Here is a 20,924-nt window from a genome sequence, read left to right on the forward strand (position 1 = left end):
AGCTGGTGGATCGTAGGCGCCGACATTGCATGTCTGTCTCTTCGGCTTGGGACTACCCCAGAGCTTCAAACTATTCGCAAACGTGCAGCCCTGCGGCTTTTTCTTTGTCAATCATGATCGGTGATCAACGGATCAGCAGCCCTGCCCGACATCCCTTAGACGTTGCTCTGAGCCCAGACCGCGGGAGGCACCAATTAGCCGGCTCCGATGAAGGCGGTGAGACTGCTCGCGGGCGCTATCAACGAACTGGATGCATCCCATCAACACTTTCGATTTTACTAATTCCAGCCAAACACCGCATAAGTCGACGCCGGATTACGGAAAGAACAGTCCACGAATGTCTCGTGACAACGATTCCTTGCAGGTTGGTCGTAGCCCAATTCGTGTCTGTCGTGGCTGCACCACGCAATGTTTGACAACGAAACACGCGGGGCACCAATGCAGTGCGATGAGCAACCGCAGGCGGGCGCGCAGCCTATCACGTTGTCGTCTCTCGCCTTTGCGATGATACTTGGCGGCTCTAAGAAGACAGCTTTCACGCGCACTGTTCGGCGAAGGTAAATGCGTCCGCAGCATAGAACTCGGGCAGGTGAACTGTCCTTTGCACCGGTGCGGGCCGGACTTTTCGCTCTGACCAGAGCCGATAGCATCAACAATCCAGCCGTGTCGCCGCGGCTCCAAGCAAGGCAGTACAACCACCTGTGTGACCCCGACTGGAGTCACTGCAGTTATCCGACACGCCGGACGGCTCGATCACGGTCCAATAGACTTCCGGGCCATCTACAACGCTTGTCGGCTTTTCCATATACGCCCCCTTCCCCTTTGCGATCCTGTCGCGGGACATGTGTGCCGCCCTGTTTGGGGAGCGTGCGCACCTCCTGTGCAACAGCGATTCGTCGGCCGACGCATCCGGCGTCTGGCGAACGGGAAACGACGACCCTTATTCCGCCTGTCTTGCATTTCACCACTTTGGAGAAATACCGTGAAACTTGACCCTTCCAATTCACGCATACAGGATCTCGAGGATCGCATCGACCTGCAACTCGACATCGTGGCCGCGCTCATGCGCGAAGAAGGCAACGAGCTCGAAGCGATCCGACTGCTCAATGCACTCATAGGCCAAATGATTACGGCGGAGCTGGAGCTCGGCCAGCGTGGTGATACGAGCACCGGTGACGGACGAATGCGACTGTTTCGAGACCGTGGCGTTTACCAGCCCGAGGACCTTCAGTTCTTGGGACGCCTCTTCGATCAAACTGTGGCAGCATTACCGGCAGCGCTACGAACTTCCGTCAATCGAATGACGATCGCCAAGCTGATTTTTTCACGTGCGGCGGCGGACTGAACTTCCATTTGGCTTTTTCTGGGTTGACGGCGCTGACCGAACGTTTATCGCTGGACTGACAATCGTGCCAATGTCGTCCGCACCAGATGGAGGGTATGCGGCTTATGGGCTACCCGTCCATAAGCGGGTCGCTTCCGCTGGCTTTCTATATCGCAACTGCTCGCGACGTTCGAGAGCAGGCTCGCTTTATCTCGCACCGCGGACGACACAGTTACGTTCGATCTAGCAAGACCTTGCTGTTCCTCGACGCCTGTGGCCACCAAGAGCTGATAGCGCGGAAGCGCAACCCAACACATACGTTCGAGACACCGGACGGCTATCGCCGCTTCCGACCGCTCCCTGCGCCGACCTTCGAACTCGCTACATGTATCAGATACGATTCCCAAAGCAGCCCTAGGGGATGTGGCGCTTCTTCTTCCGATCAAGATCTACCAGATAAGGCAGCTACGACATGTTGGATGTGTGGTACCCTTGAAAGCTAATGCTCGGAACAGGGCGATCAGCCACTCCGCACGTTAGCAATCTTTCCGCGAGGCACCCCGATATTGTCCGCCGCGCACTGGTGGCGCTGAGACGCGGCGCGCACCACCTGTCCGTATCCGAGAACCTCACATAGCTTTCCGAGATCACAATATTGCGGTTGGGCCGCTCACGTCAGGTTAGTCGTGACTGGCCTGGCGCGGATCTTCCGATTGCAGGAAGAATATCCACAATTTATTGTCGACGCCAATCAACTGCGCACTACGGTAAAGAAGCGCGCTAGAATCCCTGCTCGTTTCACTCCTTTCAGAATTATTCGACTGCGCCTGGCAATACGACATTCGGTCATCCGACTTTCAACAACGATCTATAAACTTCCCTGAAGCACCGAGAGCAGCTCGATCGGGGGTCTGCACGCTGATGTCTCGCTTGCTACACGTCACGAAATCTCGGTTAGCTGTTGGGAGGGTACTCCCTTGTGTCAGGATGTCGAGGAGTGTTTTAGATGGATCAGTTTTCTTCCGACCAAGTGCAGGTGCCAGATGCTGTCGTGAGCGTCGCATTTGACAAGGCTTGGGGCTTCGTCGAGAAGGATCCCTTGCTGGCACATAATCTCAAAGCCGTCCTTCATAGACGATTGCGCACTTACCTTGAGTGTTCGATAAGAAAAGGCGAACGGAATACTCTGAATCTGGCAAACGAGGCGATACGCAACTTGCGTGCTGAACTCGCACCGTCGACCGACCAATGAGCGCTTGCAGCCGTACCGCTGGGAGCGTCCGGCTTGGTAAACGCATCTAACGGGTCTATGCGATAGGCAAATCGGGTCAGAGCGTAGTCGAGCAGACTTTCCTCTACTCATGCTCTGCCCGGCGCGCCCGTAATCAAGGCCTTCATTACCGATCTGTCTGAGCCGTCAGCATGCACGAAGTGTGTAAGCGCGGCCTCGTCTTGCCGTTTGCAACAGAAGGAGCCAAGCACCTCCCAACTTTGCAGTCGCATCGCACGCCATCATGAACGGCTCGTGTCCAAAGAAGGGCCCCGCGAGGCGCCACTGCCGGGCCGCAGCGTCTCGATGGCTGTGGAGCAGCGGCATTTTGCGCGCTCCGCAATCTGACGCCGCGTACGATTGGACACATTTCTTTCCAAGACATGTTGTGCGGCAGTTACAGCAATTCGCGTTCATATTGATAAACGCACGGCGCCGGGGGGCACCGAAAGGAAACGACACTCGAATGAAAAACATTCTGATTCTGACTGCAAGCATCGGCGCACTCGTTGCGGCCACTCCCTCCTTCGGCACGGACTTGGCCGGGCAGCCTGTCAAGGTCAAAGCGGCACCGCTGCCGGCCGCGGCCCCGATTACCGATTGGTCCGGCTACTATATCGGTGCAAATGGCGGCTGGGGAACGAGCCACAATTGCTGGGATTTCAATGGCGCCACTCCCGAGGGCTGCCACAATTCGACTGGCGGGACCATTGGCGGCCAGATTGGCTATCGTTGGCACATCTTCAACATGGTCTACGGCATCGAAGGTCAGGGCAACTGGGCCGACGTCAACGGCTCCAATATCAGCACCGCCTTTCCGGCAAGCACCGTTGGCACCACGACAGATGCATTCGGTCTACTCACGGGCCATATCGGCTACGCGTTCAATGCCGTGCTACTATACGGCAAGGGTGGTGCTGCGGTGACCAGCAACACCTATCAGGTCAACTCGTTGGCTACTGGCACCGAGATTGGCAAAAGCAGTGATGTGCGTTGGGGTGGCGTGCTGGGCGCCGGTGCCGAAGTCAGCCTCACGCCGAACTGGTCAGCTGGCGTCGAGTATAACCACTTGTTCATGCAGCGCAGCAACATCAGCTTCCCAGCGGCTCTTGGTACGGATCGCGTCCACCAGGATGTCGATCTCATCACCGCACGGCTCAATTACAAGTTTGGCTCGCCCTTTGCTAGATAGAGACCTCCACGCGGTCGCGTGAATCGGACCCCGGCCAGCGGTCGGGGTTCTTTCGCGAGTTGATCCCACAAAAACGGCAATCATGACATTGGTAGGGAAGGCGACAGCACCATTTGCGAAGCAGGGACACGAGGTGACTTACAGCAAGAAATGCAGCTTACCTCGGCGGCCCCTCGAGTCCGGCCCTCTCAGGGCCATGTGTGGACGGCTCCGGGTTGGCAAGGAGAATCCTCACGTCGCAGATTGGTCGGAGCAGCCATGTGTTCGGCCTGTTTGTGCGGTTCACATGACCGCTGGCCATAATGCCCTCCGCGGATCAGGTCCCGATCAAAAGCACGCATTCGAAGATGCCGTGGCCCGTATGGGTTGTCCTGATCGCCGGATCGACCGGCGCTGCATTACGTGCTGTTCGCCCTCCCAACCGTTACGTCACGCCGGCGATGTCGGCGCGATCTCGTTTAGGCCGCCAGCGCGGCCGGCTCCTGGTAGCGTTCGTTCCTCGCCATCATCGCCCAGGCCATCCTGGCGAGCTTGTTGGCAAGCGCGATGGCCGCGACCTTGGTGGGCCGGCGGGCCAACAATCGCGTGAGCCATGGCCGATGATCGGTGCCATGGATCTTGGCGTAGCGGATTACGGCGAGCGCGCCAGCCGTAAACAGGCTACGCAAATAGCGATCGCCCTGCTTGCTGATGCTGCCAAGCTTGTCTTTGCCCCCGCTCGAGCTCTGCTTCGGTACAAGCCCAACCCAGGCCGAGAAGTCTCGTCCCGATCGAAAAGCTCTAGGATCAGCAATGCTCGCGACCAGAGCTGTTGCCAGCGCCGGCCCAACGCCGGGGATCGCGTCCAGCCGTTTGCTCGTCGCGCTTGATCGATGCCAGGCGATGATGCGCCGGTCGAACTCCAGGATCTGGGCCTTCAGCGCGCGCAATTGCCCACCGAGAGCAGCAAGACACATCCGGGCGCCCTCCGGGACTCGGTCTTCGGCTGTATCGGCGACGACTTCCAGCAGTTGCTCGACACCCCCGCGCCCGACAGGGGCGACAATCCCGGACTCGGCGAGATAGGCGCGGATTGAATTGATCACGGCAGTCTGCTGGCGGATGAAGAGGTGGCGCGCTCGGTGAAGCATCAGACAGCTCTGTTGTTCAACCGTCTTGGTCGGCACGAACCCCATGTTGGGCCTCGTCACCGCCTCGCAAATCGCCTCCGCATCAGCGCTGTCGTTCTTCTGCCGCTTGACGTAGGGCTTCACATAGGCCGGAGGCATCAATCGCACCGCATGCCCCAATGCCTGCAACTCGCGGGACCAATGGTGTGATGATGCGCAAGCCTCGATCCCTACCAGGCAGGGCGGCAGCTTCTGGAAAAACGTCAGGACTTGCCGGCGCTTCAACTGACGGCGGATGATCACCTGGCCAGCTGCATCAACGCCGTGCACTTGGAAGACTGACTTCGCGATATCCAGACCGATGGTCGAAATTGGCTGCATAGGGCTGCTCCTCCGAATCGTGGGAGCCTCAAACGGCGCCCACACCTTGGCACTCTCGTGCCGGTGGAGGAGCCGTCCACAGCATCAAAAGCGCAGCCCTATTCCAGCCCAGTCAAGTACAAAGTTCGGCAGTTGATGGGACGGTCTACACACGACGCTCGTTAAGGACCTTGACCTGACTGCAGCTCCGGCCGCCCCATCCCCACTTAAGCCCCTTGCGGAAACACAACTAGGCCGCACCTGATGCACAACTTATGAAGGGCTCGGTGGAAAACGGCGAAGAGCTTAGCCAAGATCGTTGAGGCATGATTTCTCCGCTCTTCGCGATCATCTCGCTGCTCTATGCGAGCGTTGGTGAGGCGGGTGGTACTGCATTTCTGTTGCTAATAACTTTCATTGGTATGCCACTGCATTGTACAACAGAGGTCGGGTGGGGCACCCACTTTCGCCTGATCAAGCGCTTGCCGCAATCTCCTCGACGCCTGGGTAGGCTCAGCTCGCATTCGCGCAAGAGCATCTGCAGGCTCGATTGGTCTACCGAACCACAAACTTCCTCAATCCATTGTGACCGGACTGGAATACCAGGATGGGAACGCATTCATGCAATGAAAAGCCGCAAGCTCTCCACCCCGATCCTGCATAGACGGCTCGAGCTCGCAGCATCGAGAACATAGTGACTGGATGGTCGACGCCTGACCAGGCGGCCTATGTGACACTGAGAGCTGCAGGTGCATCACATCGACGCGACGCGAATGAAGGCTAACGGAGTAGATATGCGCGTCTGGCAGCGATCGATAGCTGCAAAGGCTATGTCCAAAGAAAACTACCCAGCTGGTCAGGCAGAATAGACCATACAGATAGTGTTACATCTGATGTATCTGGCCAGAATTCGCTTTGCCATCAGCAGAACGTCCACAACCGTTGTGAGTTGGTGAGCTGCATTAGACAGGAACGAGACGCCGCCGAACCAAGGCGCCCCGACGCACTCGGCCGGGGGGCTGAAAGTGCGCCGGGTTCGCCCCAACATCATCAGTACATCCGTGATGATGCTTGTGGCAATGAGACAAGCAGCGTGGCGGAATTGAGGCTTATGCTTCGATACTAGAGATCAAAGCGAGTTTTCGTCGGCTGCGCCGACAGACTTGAATCGCACGTCGCGTCACGTTGTACTATTGCGCTCCTCTCGCTCTCATCCAGCAAGCAACTTGTCTTCCGTGGCACGCCGGCCTTTGACGGGAGCCATCCTTTGAACCCTGTGAGCAACCAAATCGGCTTTTGCTTGGAAACACCGGTTTGAAAATATGCGCCAGCTCAGCTGCTTCTGGTGAGACCTGCAATCCCTGTTTTCGTCGCAGAATGAGCAGCCCTCAGCGAATGCGGAAACGACGTGCCCTCGTATGAGCGATTGAACGTTGCGCAGGCTCGTCGGGCACGTCTAGTCGCTTCTCCGTGCTCGCACGAGAAATTCATATCCTAAACGTTCAGATAGCCGCCAACGAGCGACTCTCACTCCCTCACCCTGCCCCTAAGCCGCGTTTGCAGTAACATCGAAAACGGGACCAGATCTCAGAAACCACTAGGCGGGTTTGACATATCGCAAAGACATTAGAGAGGGTATTCGTCAGCTTTATGCTGGCCTGAGCATTGGAAAGTTAGGACTTGCCGACCTCCCTTCTGAACAAGTATTGCGATGCTCGCCTGCCTTGGTACACCATCTATCCAACCGTACCGGATTTCTCCGCGTGGTCGGTGCCGAGACTTGTGAGACATGGCTGAGGCGACTGCCGCCCGACGAGCCCGTATCGCTCTACATCCACGTTCCGTTCTGTCGCTCTATCTGTTGGTATTGCGGCTTCCCTACAAGCCTCACTCGCAGCGAGCGACCGGTCCGCAATTACTTGGCAGCGTTGCGAGAGGAGATAGGCTTGGTCGCAGAGCAAGTGCCGCGCGCTCTGCCGGTGAGCGACGTGCATTTTGGCGGCGGGACGCCGACCACCATTGCACCGAGCGATTTTCTCGCCTTGATGGAACTCCTGCGCCACTGCTTTGCGTTCAAAAAATCAGCTACCATCGCCATAGAAATCGATCCGCGTGGGGTCACGCCCGAGATGGTCGAAACGTTACAAGCGGCCGGGGTCAGCCGCGCGAGCATCGGCGTGCAAAGCTTCGATCCTATAGTTCAAAGGTCGGTCAACCGCGCGCAGAGCGAGGTGCTGACGGCTTCTGTCGTCGAAACTCTACGCCAGCATGGGATAAACCGCATCAATTTCGACCTTCTCTTCGGACTACCGCATCAAACGGTGCGGTCCTGCGTCGACACCGCGCGGACAGCTCTGGCCATGCGGCCAGACCGGCTTGCAGTTTTCGGCTATGCTCACGTCCCCTCCTATATGAAACGTCAACGCCAGCTCGATGAGACGGCGCTGCCGGACAATATTGCCCGTGCTGAGCAAGCCGCGGCCATAGCAAATACCCTGGTCTCGGCCGGCTATCGCCAGATCGGGCTCGACCATTTCGCCCTGCCCAACGACGAGCTCGCCCTGGCGCAGAAAGCTGGTCGACTGCGGCGCAACTCCCTCGGTTATTCGGCTGATACCACCAAAACCGTAATCGGCTTAGGTCCATCCGCCATCGGCCGTTTGCGTGAGGGTTATGTGCAGAACGAGATCGCGACCACTTCCTATTACGAACACGTTCGAGCCGGCCGCCTGGCAACCTCAAAAGGCTATTGTCTGTCGGCTGAAGATCGCCTCCGCGCCGCAATCATCGAGCGTCTAATGTGCGATTTGCACGCCGACATACCAGCGATCTGCGCTGCTCACGGATTTGATCCGATTCCTCTTCTCAAGTCTGCAGGCCGGCTGGGAATGCTTGCCGAAGACGGGATAGTGGACATTGAAAAGGGCTTAATTCGGGTCAAGCAGGAGCATCGGTTCGTCGTTCGTGCGGTTGCTGCCGCATTCGACACTTATCTCGACCGTACCCCCATTAGCTAAGCCATGCCTCGAGCGGAGTTGAAGACTCGAGTACACCTGCAGCAGTCTCGGCCTCAAGGCTCGGCTTTCTTCGGTCCTGCGATCATTGGCGCGCCTCCGAGAGAAACAGGCCGTTCTCGTTTGGACCGGCCGAAGGGTTTCCTGGCGCTGCTTGAACAGCCCGGGCTGCCGACAAAGCAGTCGCGGGAGCAGCAGATGGGAGAGGAGTTAAACTCTGCAGCGAGTCGATCCGCGAGGTCCGGATCGTGATCTGATCCAGGATCCCTTTTAGGTCATCACGCTGGGCAACGGCCCGGCGCTTGAGTTCCGCGATCTCATCGTCAGCTTTCTGTTGCGCCTCCCTTATCTCGGACTGAACCTGTCTCCCCTGGTGACGGGCTCATCTTTGAAGCGACGTCCTGCACTTCTGGCGACTCGACAAATTGTTCAAAATGACCCAAAGCCACGCGCCAGAAGCGAGCCGACGAGGACAAGCGGCAGCATCAAACCGGCGAGAATCCGTCTTGACGGCCTGTGCAGGAGCGGCCGCACGTCTGAACCGGCCGCTTGAGCAATCGACTCCATTGCTCCTCCCTCAAAATCCCTTCCAGCAGGTTTCTTTGTCGACGCGAGAGCCTACGATGCTGACGCGCTTCTAAGGGCTACTAGCGTCCACAATAAGCAATCTCGGCCACCTTCCCGATCGGCTGCTCCTGCTTCGATGCTATCCCCTTCAGCAACTCGACAATTTGCGCTCGTTCTCCATGATACAGTCCCGCAGCGAGCAATGGTTGTCGTCGTTTGGCCATGGCGATGGCGCAGCATTTTTTCCTCATTCAGAGGAATATTGCAGATTTTCTCGAGCGTCGCACGAATGCAAATCGTCCGCGGCTTCCTGCATTGTGTTGGATAGAGCAGCCTCGCCTCAGGCCTTGACGACATCACAAACTTCATCCGGGACACGCCACATAGGCACAACGGCTGAACGGCCGACCCGCAATGGCCGATCGGACTAGCTATCATTGCAAACTGTTCAACTCCCAATTCCGGCGGGTTGCTTGAGATGACGGATAGATGGCAAGCGTGACCAACGAACGCCGCGCACGTCATGGACTCCGATGCAACACAGATTTTGCACTGACAACCGCGGTAACAGAGCCAGCAACGTGCTCGCAGATTGGCGGCAAAGCCGCTGTATGGCTGTTCCCTCCGGCCTCCTGGGCCATCAGGTTAGACCTTCTGGTGTGATTGCCGGACGCGCAAATTCAAAGGCGCCTCGGCGAGCTTGGCGATTTTCTCGTCTTTCCGTGACAACGATGCCAATGAAGCGCTTCGTGAAGCCTGGTCTCACCGCCAAATCGGCTGACTCAGGTGAGCAAAGTGGAGATTCGCAACGCTTTCGTGCCCATTGCAGCGAGGCGCTGCGCGCTCGTGATGAGCATCTTGATGAACCAACGCTCGGGGCTGGCTCTCGGCGCACCGGCCTCGTTCATAGCCGTGGTTGCGAAGCGGATCATCACGTCGCGAGCTAACAGCTTTACAAGGCGGGGATGGTTCTTGTCGGAACAATCGAGATCCAGCTCGCCGTCCTCGCCCTCGAACGAGAAAACCCTAAGAGCTTACCGTTGGCCAATCAGGCCGCAGCGCAATCTATTCATGGCCGGGAAAGATGAAAGCAAGGTGCGCCGTGCGTGATTGCTTTCTTGAGACGAGTTTGCCGTGGGGATACCCGGCGGCCAAAGCACTTTCCTTTAATTTAAAGCCGAGAGGAAAGCAACGTTGGCTTCTTATCGCAGTTTCGCTCGCAGCTTATCTGGTCGACAATTCCGTACTGGCACAAACCGCCAGCGGGTTTGATCCTAGGAGCCACCCTGTGGATCAGGCCAGCAAAAGACGAAAGGCTTCTGATCCGGCCGAAAAGCTCCGGATGGGCCTGGCAACCAGCCCTCGTGCCCCGGCGCCAGCACCAAATCCCGGTGCGTCTTTCGAAAAGCGCGCTCGTGCGGACAGAGCTACTCAGACTAGAACGCAAAAGACGGTCGATCCCCTCGCACGGTACGACAATCTGCGTGAAAAAGGAGTGTGGTTCAACATACCTGGCGCTGTGGACACGATCGATCAGGACAAGGGCGGCGTTAGATCAGCGCTTGCAGATGTCGGCATCGGCTACATCGGCTGGACACACAACAGCTTTGCAAACAACCTGCTGCCGAATGCCGCCAGAAGTATTATCGCAAACCAGCTCTATATGGGCCAGAATCCGACCTTCGCGTCGGCAAACTTCATGATCGTCACCTACGATCTCAGCCGGCTTGGCATTTCCGACGGACAAATTGTCATAGGGGCCGAGCAGCAACACTGGACATGGGATCGCCCGGGACCAGATCGAGTGGGGCTCAATACGCTCGCCTACTACCAGACTTTCTTCGACAAGACACTAGAGCTTAAACTCGGCTATCTCAGAAACCAAAATGAATTCACCGGCACATTGTTCGGAGGGATTACAGGATCGAACATGTCTGCCTTGTTCCAGGGGGGCATGAGCACCAATGCCGCACCGACGCCCGCGGTCAATCTGAAGTACAATTTTGACCGTGGCTTGTACAACAAGGTCTCCGTCCAGCGCTCAATTAGCCCAGATGGTCCCTATGTCCAGATAACGGAGAATCCCACGGGCTTGAACTGGAGCACGCCCCATGCAGGCATTCTTCTCATTGATGAAGCCGGCTACAAGAGCAAGGCAGCTCCCGGCGTACCCGATACGTGGCTGCGGGCGGGCGTTGGTTTCAACACCAGCCGGTACACGAGTTTGACGGATCCCAAGCGAGGGAGGGAAAGCGGGAATAACTTTCACTACATCGCTGCGGACAGGCAGTTCTGGCAGAACGACCCCGATGGGATCCCATCTCGCGGGATCTATGGCGGCTTCTCCATTATGGAAGCTCCGCCGGACCTGAACAGGATCAGCCGGTATTCTGAGCTTCGTCTTTACGCCAGGGGAGCATTTGACAGTCGGCCCAGTGATCTGATTGCACTCGTTGCTAGCAACACGAGCTGGAGCAAATTTGCGATGGATGCTGCCCTCGCCAAAGGGCAGCTTGCGCATCGCGACACAACAGCAATCACCGCAACATATACCGCCCATCTCGCTCCGGGAATATATGCAGGGGTCGGACTGTCATACATTCATAACCCGACAAGCATCACGCACACACCCCAGACTAAAGACGCGCTCAATCTGTTGCTATCTACGTTGATATTCTTCTGATCATCGCAACCGCCATTGTGCTACCAACTCCTCGTGACCCGAGGGACTTGAGCTTGGCGATCTCTTTGAAAGGATCCGCCGCATCTGCGCTAGCCAGGCATTGTTGCTCGGCTTGACGGAAAGTCGCTGACCCGGCGGTGACGTGCGCGAGTTCAGCGGGGACGCGAATAGCAACAGACTCATTGAAGCATTAAAGTATCTACGGACCTTTCGCTCGACGGGGGCGTCGTGCCCATCGTGCGTCCAAGGCGCACTCGCGCTAATCTCAATCCTTCCCCACAGAACCGGACTCTCATCAAGCCCGAAGACGCCATACCCACGGACACGCATCGATGGCGCCCCTGTGCAGGACCGCACGCCGCACGAGGCTAATCGGCACGAGGAGCATCAGGGTGGGCAGGATAATACGCCCATACCTCGGCTCTCCACGAAGGACAGGTCCTTGTCGGTCCAGAGCAGCTTCTTAAGAGCAGCTTCGCTGCCTACTGGATCATCTGGGCGACCAATCCATACCCTTGCCATGTTCCGTCCCTTCGCAGGAGCTTCAGCAGCTCGAAAGGACTTACGTGACGAGCTTCAGCGGCAATGGAAGGATCCCCTGGCCTCTCGTTTTCGTTGATCCAGAAGAGTTTACTGTTGATGAGGAGCAGTTCTCGAGGGGGGCTCGACGCAGAGCAGGGCTCTCGGGAGGAACCCTCGGGTAAGCGTTGCAGGAGGGCCCTATCGATCGGGGGGCACACGGCGTTGGCGAGAGACAGTCGTCTTCGAGACCAACCTCCTGTCTGAGTACGAGCAGTGGAGTTGTAGCACGATAAACCGACCGCCAGCACCATCGCCAACGTCACGCCTCAGCTCTGCAATCTACATCGACTGGATGCATGGCCCATCAAGCGCGAAGTGAGCGAAGGCCGCGCGCGAACTGCCCGCCGAGCATTTGGAAATGCAGCCAAGTTTGATTCTTCAGCCACGTTCGGGATAGGCGCGAACGCGCCGGCGTCCCTCGCTTTCCACCAACTCGCCCCTATAAGGCACTCCACGGATAGCGAAATAGGTCGGGCGCCCAACTTCGGGCATGATGCGCTGGCCTTCAAGGACGCGGACGAGGTAATCGGGCAGGAATCGCTCCCGGTGCTCCCATCCGCCCCGAATCAAGTACCCAAGATCGACTGTACCTTCGTCGGGTCGCGCGGCCCTGACGATCTGCGGGGGACGATAGAGGGGCTGCGATGGGCCAGCCTCGTTTATCCCGCCAGCGCGCGGGTGGTGGATCAGGCGAACATCCATGGGGCCTTCCGGCCCGACAGTCGCGGAATAGTGCTCCCCATTGATCACGAACTGACTTGGCCCGAACTGGTTTGGCAGCAGATTGATATTGCTCAATACTTCGATCAACACGTCTGAAGCCGCCTTGGAGCCGTGGCGCCAGTCGGCGCCAACGATCGCTCCGATATCCCGCAGCTCCGGAGCCGCCCCCGGCGGTCCTGCGAACCACGAGGTGGCTGCAAATCCAGGTGCTGGCGCAGAGCGCGCATCGTCACGCAAGTCGTGCGGTGTGGGTGGATCGAGATCAACGAAGGAATCGAGGCCGCCGTAGATGTTTGACGATCGGGGCCTCACCGATGACGGTGATGCGGGTTCTTGCATTTGTTGCCCAAGCCAGGCCCAGGCTCCCTGGCTCGGGGTGGCCGGAGTAGCAGGAAGCTCGAGCGGCGGATGAGCTTGCGCGGCCCAGTGCGGCGCTGGCACTGGTGAGGCGGGTTCGTGGATTTGCTCGCCAATCCAATCCCGGGCTGCCGCGCTCGGCGTTGCCGGGGTTTCGGGAAGCTGTTGCGACGAACCGGCCTGCCAATCGCTGGGCGCTCGCATCGATGTGGTGGGCCCGTGGATCTGCTCGCCAAGCCAATCCCAGGCTCCCGCGCTCGGGGTGGGTGGCGTTGCAGGAGGCTCCTGCATTGAGTGCGGCTGTCGAGCAGCTTCCCAAGAAGGCTGGCCCGGATCCTCAGGAGGCCGCAATCCAAGCGCCCTGTTCGCCTCCAGGATTTGCTCGTATTGGCCAAGCTTGACTAGATCAGGCTTGATCTTGCCGTCTTTGGTTTCGCGCCTGTATTCCTCGACGTCCCGGTCAAGCGCTGGGGTGGAAAGTCTGCCAGCCATTGCCGGCCGATCATGCGTCTGCAGCCACTCACTTAGCCTATACATGCGGCGAGCTTGCCTGTCGATCGTCTCCGGCTCGATCCTGTGCGCCGCCTTTTCCGCCGCCGACCACCTGTCGATGAGGATTGCGTCCGCGCGGTGAGGGGCCAGTCGGCGGAGATCAGGCGCCAGCGCGTTTCCGGCACCGACCTCACGGAGCTTCTTCAAGGCCGCTTTGATGCGTCTGCTTCTGTCCTTTGCGTAGGTATCGACATCCTCATCCAGCTCAGCTTCCAGCTGATGGTTTTCCACCTCCGGGTTGTCCTGCTGCGCGTTTTCTGATTCCCGTTGAATTCGATCCGCAATTGAGGGCCTGCCGGCGGTGCTCAGGCGCGCGCTCAAATGGCGCAAATCGGCTGCGGCATTCTTGATCGTGCCGTCGGTGAGGTTACCCGCCGCTTTGTTTCTGAAATCTCTTATCAGCACCTCGTCCTCCTCTGGGACAGCGCGCGTCCGGCCTGGCTGGCGAGCATAGTCAATGCGAAGAGTCGTGGAAAAGGCATCCCCCTGTCCCGCATTGCGCGAGTACTTTTCGCTGCTCCCGCCAAAAGCCTTGCCGATTCCCGACTTGAAGCGTGACCATAATCCGCCGCTCTTGCCGCTCTTGGCCGACGCGGCAGACTCTGCGTCTGGAAAGCTGTAGCGCGCGCTGCTGAACGGATCATCTCGCAAGCTGGACTGCGGCACTTGCGCCGAAGCGGGAAGCTGGAAGCTGGGAATGTCTACGCTCCGGCGCGTGCCGCCCAGCGCACTCTCCCTAAAAGCGGAGTCCGGCGGCACCCGCATCGAACCGCCGAAATCCTCCCGCCGGACTGCTCGACCCCCTCCTGCGGGAGCCCGATCAGGCGAATTTGAGTTGCTTTCATCTGACGGATCGAGACTCAAATCCTCCAGCCGCCGTTCAAAACCACGGTGCTCCCTTTGGTTGTCTCCTCGCTGCGCGGTCCGCTCTTGCAGGGCGGCGTACTCCCGCATCCAGGCTCCTGAATCGAAGAATGGGTCAACCGGATCCACCCTGCTCTCCTCATGTTTGTACAGGCCGGACAGCAATCGGTACGGCCTCGTAGCAGATCGTCTAGCAAGAAACAGATTGTGGATTGTTGTAGCCGCAACCTTTCGAAAAGCTGACGAGATCAGGACATTGCTGCGCGATTAACGGCCTCGCATCGGCCACCGCCTGGCGACAGGCGCTCCAATTTTTTCGCACCTCTTCGCCCGGCCTGTTCCAGTCGGCGAATTTTGTAAGCCGATGATACCAATGGATCGTCCTGTCGATCGTGTGAGCAATTCAAGCATCAGGCCCGGAACTCACTCAGCCGCTAAGACTGTCTAAGGTCATGCGTGACGAGCATCTTCTCCTCCTTCGCATCAACTTTGGCGCTGAGCTTATCCTGCGGGTGCTCTTCAATGGCGGACAGCGACCTCTCCTTGACGCAGACCGGGGGCGTTCTGGTGTCCTGGACTTCCATTTGTTGCTTTCGGCTGCGCTTGTGAGGGACCGAATTGGCCTACTGCGGTTTACCAGGTCTGGCGCTTTCGCTCGAATGCAGAACGTCCCTTTCGAAGGCTTACGGCGTATCCCCCGCTTCCCGGAAGACGTGGATCACATAGGGCTGCCCTTGAGGGAGCGTAGTCGCCTAGACGAGAGGAACAGCGAGTTCAGATATCAAATCGCCCAGACAGCTTTTTCAAGAAGATGTGCAATCCTGAGTTCTCAGCAGTCATCCCGAGCGCCTCTCGGCGCTCGGGAGCGGACAGGCAGCGCGCAGTTCGAGGCCGAGCTTGGCAGGCCAGCTCGGCAAATGAAAATCCGGCAGGCTTCATTCGTCCCTTGACTGCGGAACCGCAAGGCTTGTCGTGCAGTCTCGGAAGCGCCTCGATCAAGCGCGTGCAGGACTTCGCCCGCATGACGGATTGGCCATCGTAAGCTGCGAATACGGTACTCCACCACTGCTTGCCCAGATGGATCTCGCTGGAAGGACTCGAAGTCAACTAGATCTGACGAACAGTTAACTCCCGCGTCAAACCAGCTGGTTGGTCGGCGCAGCGGCCTGTCTGGTCTGCTCAACAACTTCCGACTGACGGAGCTCTGGTCCCGAGGAGCTGTGGAGCTGACGCAGATATGCCTCGCCTTGCGCGCGCGTTTTCATCGCTCGGCAAGACCGAAAGGCCCGCATTTTCCAACCTGCAAAAGCACCTTCGCGGCAATTGGCGAGGCTTTGACGATCGACTTTTTGGTTCCGCCACAGAGCATTGATAGATATATCTCCGGCGTGAGGAGACCTCAGAGTTCGAGGCCGCCACGCTCGGCCAGCACACGGTGCATGACATCGCGTTTGATCTCGCTGGCGAGCTCGTTTCGGACTTGGGCTCCGAGCACCCGCTCGGCATCCGGATCGCCCAGAAGACCGTGCTCGCCCAGTCGCTGATCCAAGCGGGTTTGAAACTCCTCGCCCATGGCTTCGACGAGCCGGTCTTGCATCGCTTCATATTCATCAGGAGCGATTCGCCTCAGCACCGTCTCCCACGGTTGCCAGCGGGTTGCCATGTAGTCAGTAAACTGGTTCGCTTCTTGCTCGCGAACCGAGTCCAGTGCGCGCGCCGCATCATCGGATGTCACGTGAGAAACCGTCAGAAAGCGCATGTCAGGGGCGACGTGAATCAGCTCCAGCGGCTCGCGAAGAAGATTTTGATAGGCCAAGTAGACTTCAACGTCGTCTAAGTCCGGGTGGAGAGTGAGGAGCGCGTTGACCCTGTCGCGCGCGATGCCTTCCAGCGCGTCCAGGCGGAACGCAACGCGGCCGCGCTGGATGAGTTGGCCGAGCCTATCATCATACAACCCCTCCTCGACGTCAGCATTAAGGCGCGCGGTCCGCATACCGTTCCAGTGCAGAGTAACACGATCCTCGCAACTCGCGTTGGCTTCGGAAGCCTGTGTGAAAAACTGCTCGCGCAATCTCGGATTGGTCGCCGCCTGCCGCAGATCGTCCGCCACGGCCTGCCGAAACTCGTGATTGCCATAGTTGACGGTCCCACGTAGCCTTTCTAGGAACCGGGCGTAGTCTTGGGCGCCAGGCTCATCCGCAAAGTGCTGCCACTCCGCTAGCGCCGTCGGATCGTCCCCGAGCCAGTGCGCGGCAGCCTCGTCCAGAGGCAGTTGCTCAAGATGGGGTGCTGCTAGGTGAGCGCGGACCTCGTCCGGGAATGGGTTATTACCGAACTCGACGTTCTGCAGCGGATGGCTCAAACTCCCCGGTAGGAGATCCTCGGGCAGGCTGGTCAGCCGGTTACCGCTGACATCGATCGATTCAAGCCAGCTCGGAAGGGTTTCGGGGAGATTGGCCAATTGATTGCTGCTGACATCGAGCTCAACGAGCCGCCATGGGAGGGACTCGGGGAGTTCGGTCAGCTGATTGCCACTAACCTCGAGCGAGGTGAGGCTGCTCGGGAGAGCGTCGGGCAACCTAGTCAGTCGGTTGTTGTTTGCGTTCAGGATCCCCAGCTCCGCCGGGAGGCTATCTGGGAGACTCGTCAACCTGTTATCGCTCACCTCTAAGCGATAGAGGCTCGCCGGAAGAGCGTCCGGCAAACTGGTCAACCGGTTGTGGCTAATAAAAAGTTCGTGGAGACCAGGTGGGAGGCTAGCGGGCAGGCTGCCTAGCTCGTTGTGCATGGCGCGGAGGTTCAGCAGTCTCGGCGGCAGGGCGTCGGGCAAAGCGGTTAAGGACAGGGATGACAAATCGACCAAGTGCGAGCGCATGTTGTCCGCAGCCCTGATTCGCGAGCGCCCCTGTCCGCGGCTCTCCGCTGAGCCCTGCCCCTCTTCGCCAACCCACTCGTCCAGGATCCGCGCGCGCGCGGAGCTGGGGGTCCGATACCCTGTCAAGCTTTCGACCAAATTTGCCAAGGCGCGGTTGAAGCCGCCGAGGTAGCTTTCCCGCTCCCCTTCTTCAAAATTATCCGGGGCAGAACCTGCGCTCCGCTGTGCCTGTCCTGTGTCCATCACCTTATCTCCCTCGTCAGAAACTAAGAAATCCGCGTGCCGCTGCGCAAGGCCGCGGAGCAGGAGTTTGCGCGCTGGCGCAATAATCATTCGAGCGGGCGCACGTGCGCCCGCGGCGGCCCGCCCTGGTCTAAGGCGGCTCAGCTTCACACGATTTGGAGGCGGCGAATGGATCGCTGCTGCTGCAAAGTTTGCTGCCATTCCGTTGGCCGATAGATCCAGAGGACCGCTAACGTGAAAGCGTTCTGCCGCTAGCACGGCCACCTGTCGATCAGCTGACGAGTCTCGCTGCAAAAACGCCCGAGTCACTCGGTTTGCCACCCGTAGCAAAGACCAGCGTTGCACCGATTGCCTTGGCAAGTGAAAGGGCGGCCGCGGAGGTGAGCGTTCGAGCGCCTGCCGCTCGTCGTTCTTCACGGACTCGGCCGAAAAGGGACCCCTGCCTGCCATTGACGTAACGCACCGTTGCCGCGCCCCGGGCTCGATGTTTAAGCCGCTGCCGCGTCGGTGCGGAGTGTAGGCGCAGCTAACGGACCGCCATGGATTCACTGTTCCAAATCGTTGCACCGAAATTATGCCTGCTTCGATGCCATCGCTGCGGTAACTGCGATAGGGCCGTCAGCTTGTCGAAAGAGTAGTGTCCTAGGTCCTAGATGGTGTCGTCACGGGCTGAGTTGGCCCGGTGTGGTAAGGGAGGTGAAATGGATCCTTTTGAGACAGGGCAAATTCGGCGTGACGGAGGCATTCCTTCTGCATCTTCCCAACAAGAGGGGGCGGAAGACGGGCGGGGGGCGCCACAGTGGGATGCATTCGTGACGGGTTTCGCAGCAAACTCCGGGCATTCAACCCATGCGGTGACCGAAGCAGACGAGACCCTTGAGAATTGGGCTTCTGAACAGCACGTGGGTCTCCTCGAGGACCGGGACGAAGCGGCAAGGCGGGTCAATGCTTTGGGTGAAGACGCCATGCTGGATCTCCAGTCGCTGTCCCTTACCAGTCTGCCCAGACTTCCAAGCGAGATCGTCGTGCTCGATGTGCCCTTCAATCGGCTTACCAATCTGCCTGACGAACTTCCGGCTTCGCTCCAGCGTCTTGATGTTAGTGGCAATCAGTTGAGCAGCCTGCCCGCGCTCCCGGGCGGGCTCAGAGGCCTCGACGTGAACTCGAACCGGCTGGAGAGCCTACCTGCCGTCCTACCTGCCGGGCTCCAATTTCTTTCCGCCAACCACAATCGGCTGCTGAACCTACCCGACTCCTTCCCTGCTTCGCTCCAATTTCTCCACGTCAGCGATAATCAGCTGACGAGTCTACCGGTGGCGCTCCCTGCTATGCTCGAGTTTCTCGACGTCAGCCAAAATCAACTGACGGATCTGCCGCCGGCTCTCCCAGCTTCGCTCCGGTTTCTCGACGTAAGCCAAAACCATTTGACCAGTCTGCCGGAGGACCTGCTGACGGCCTTGGGCGATGGTGGCACCCTAGTTCTGACTGAAAATCCGCTATCTGAGCAGGTGCTGGCGAACCTCAGTACAATCCTAGGCGCGGAGGGTTATGTCGGCCCGACTGTCCACCTTTCGCACGACGACGAAAGTGAATCGTCCGGGACAGACGATGAGCAGGCGGACGCTCTCGCTGAAACAGTTGCAGAATGGCTGAAGGGCAATCCACAGGAGGACGATCGGGAGGTGCTTGCCGCTTGGCAGAACTTTGCAGAAGAGCCGGGCGCTCGGGAATACGGGCTTTTCCTCGCCAAGCTGTTCGAGTCCGTCAGCTCTGGCAATGAAGGGTTCCGGCAATCGGTGGCCAATGATCTGCGTCAGGCGGCAAAAAACCCGCAACTGCGTGCCCAGTACTTTCAACTGGCATGGGATGCCAACCAGAGCTGCGAGGACCGCAGAACATTAACCTGGAACGGAATGCAGACGGCGCGCCTCATCGCGGAAGTCGAGAACGGGCTCTATGACAACAAGGCACGGCTTGCCGATCTCATCGAATTGGGGCGCGTCATGTTCCGCATGGACGCGCTCGAGGCGACCGCGCGCGATAAGGCTCACTCGCTCGCCTCGGTCGACAACGTAGAAGACATCGACGCCGTTGAAGTCTTTCTTGCCTATCAGAGCAAACTGCGCGAGCGGCTGGGACTACAACACGTCGCGCCGGACATGCGCTTCTTTCAAGTCTCCGGCGTTACCGACTCTGACGTTGACAGGGCAGAGACATCCGTGCGGGAGAGCGAGGCGGCCGAATTTGCCGACTATTTGGCAATGGATTGGCAGCCTTGGGACGATGTGCTTCGCCGCATCGCACCTGAAGAGCATGCCAAGATGCAGGACCAGCTCATTGGTGCAATGGGAAAGGAGTTCGACAGCCGAATGGAGCAACAGCTCGCCGCTCAAGGCCTGACCGGGGCTGAAGCTGGCCTCGTCGAAGATGCCAAGCGAGTGTTGGGTGCCGCAGTTCGCAAAGAGATCGCCCGTGAGATCAAGGGGGCCCTGAGAGATAAGGTGCTCAATGAGCACAGCCTCGCGCTCTGAAGCCGCCTTGCCGTAGGATGCTGTTAATTGTGCTGCCGTTCCTCTGGTGCGCCGGTTGGTGGCCGAGAGGAATGCGTAATGCCGCATGTCGTCTATCAATGTTCGGAGCTGTCGCGAACTTTTGCATCCCCCCATTTAGTTTTGACTTCGGGAAGGACGAAAAAATGACCATCATCCCGATCCAACTGCTGTCTTTCCTCGCAAAGTGGCGCTTTGGACACCATGGAGTACCTGTTGTCGGCAGCCGTCGCCCGCGGCTCGCCCCACGCCGTGTTGAGCGCAGCTTGCCGGGCCAGGCTTCCCTGGGCAGCACTTCGCGTGCGCCCGTAAAGACCCCATCGCGGATTGCGCGAGACGCCCGCTGCAATATGCCGCTGGCCTAAGCGGGCCTTGGGTAATCGCGGTGCCCGGCCTTCGGAGCCATTTGAATCGTTCGCTGGGCAAGCCCGCCGACGACGGAAGAGCCGCTACAACCCCGTCACCGGCCCCATGCAGGTCTGCGCGCCGTGATAAACGCGTGCTCTTGCATCAGGGCCCTCCTTGATGAAAAAGTACGCATACCACGAGGACCGCCTGATTGACGCATGCGCGCGGGTACAGTTAGTTCTATGATCGGCGGGGTGAAGGTCAGGCGGCTTGCTGATCGGTGGGATTGGCTTGGCGCAGGAGCTTCCATTC

General features: G+C 58.7%; 8 protein-coding genes and 1 pseudogene. 6 read left to right on the plus strand and 3 right to left on the minus strand.

From position 1 onward, the window contains the following. Positions 1 to 982: 982 nt before the first annotated feature. The 3 genes from EHH60_RS34480 (at position 983) to EHH60_RS34495 (ending at position 3,786) form a co-directional block, all read left to right on the plus strand. The gene (locus tag EHH60_RS34480) at positions 983 to 1,345 is read left to right on the plus strand and encodes a hypothetical protein (RefSeq protein WP_036030678.1); all 363 of its coding nucleotides are present in this window, start codon (positions 983 to 985) and stop codon (positions 1,343 to 1,345) included. A 985-nt stretch (positions 1,346 to 2,330) separates the two neighbouring features. Beyond that, complete coding sequence (locus EHH60_RS34490) at positions 2,331 to 2,576, plus strand: hypothetical protein (protein WP_124163663.1); 246 nt, start codon at positions 2,331 to 2,333, stop codon at positions 2,574 to 2,576. A gap of 484 nt (positions 2,577 to 3,060) precedes the next feature. Then, a complete protein-coding gene (locus EHH60_RS34495; protein ID WP_124163664.1) occupies positions 3,061 to 3,786 on the plus strand; it encodes an outer membrane protein in 726 nt (241 codons plus the stop codon). A gap of 458 nt (positions 3,787 to 4,244) precedes the next feature. Here EHH60_RS34495 and EHH60_RS34500 read toward each other — a convergent pair whose 3' ends face one another. After that, a complete protein-coding gene (locus tag EHH60_RS34500) occupies positions 4,245 to 5,276 on the minus strand; it encodes an IS110 family RNA-guided transposase (RefSeq protein ID WP_124163665.1) in 1,032 nt (343 codons plus the stop codon). A 1,659-nt stretch (positions 5,277 to 6,935) separates the two neighbouring features. On the opposite strand from EHH60_RS34500, the pseudogene hemN reads away from it, so the two are divergent. Next, a pseudogene (hemN, locus tag EHH60_RS34510) lies at positions 6,936 to 8,272 on the plus strand (oxygen-independent coproporphyrinogen III oxidase). A 1,852-nt stretch (positions 8,273 to 10,124) separates the two neighbouring features. Then, positions 10,125 to 11,519, plus strand: coding sequence for a carbohydrate porin (locus EHH60_RS34525; RefSeq protein ID WP_245454664.1), 1,395 nt, complete (start codon positions 10,125 to 10,127; stop codon positions 11,517 to 11,519). A gap of 960 nt (positions 11,520 to 12,479) precedes the next feature. Here EHH60_RS34525 and EHH60_RS34530 read toward each other — a convergent pair. Together EHH60_RS34530 and EHH60_RS34535 are read right to left on the minus strand one after the other, a co-directional pair. Next, on the minus strand, positions 12,480 to 14,726 hold the full coding sequence (locus EHH60_RS34530) for a hypothetical protein (RefSeq protein ID WP_245454665.1): 2,247 nt from the start codon (positions 14,724 to 14,726) through the stop codon (positions 12,480 to 12,482). A 1,270-nt stretch (positions 14,727 to 15,996) separates the two neighbouring features. Continuing rightward, positions 15,997 to 17,715: an NEL-type E3 ubiquitin ligase domain-containing protein gene (locus tag EHH60_RS34535; protein WP_124163668.1), complete on the minus strand. Its 1,719-nt coding sequence runs from the start codon at positions 17,713 to 17,715 to the stop codon at positions 15,997 to 15,999. 701 nt (positions 17,716 to 18,416) lie between these two features. Between EHH60_RS34535 and EHH60_RS34540 the strand changes: the two genes are divergently transcribed. Next, the gene (locus EHH60_RS34540; protein WP_124163669.1) at positions 18,417 to 20,246 is read left to right on the plus strand and encodes an NEL-type E3 ubiquitin ligase domain-containing protein; all 1,830 of its coding nucleotides are present in this window, start codon (positions 18,417 to 18,419) and stop codon (positions 20,244 to 20,246) included. The last annotated feature ends 678 nt before the right edge of the window (positions 20,247 to 20,924 follow it).

This window comes from Bradyrhizobium sp. RP6 (assembly GCF_003837805.1).
Classification (GTDB): domain Bacteria; phylum Pseudomonadota; class Alphaproteobacteria; order Rhizobiales; family Xanthobacteraceae; genus Bradyrhizobium.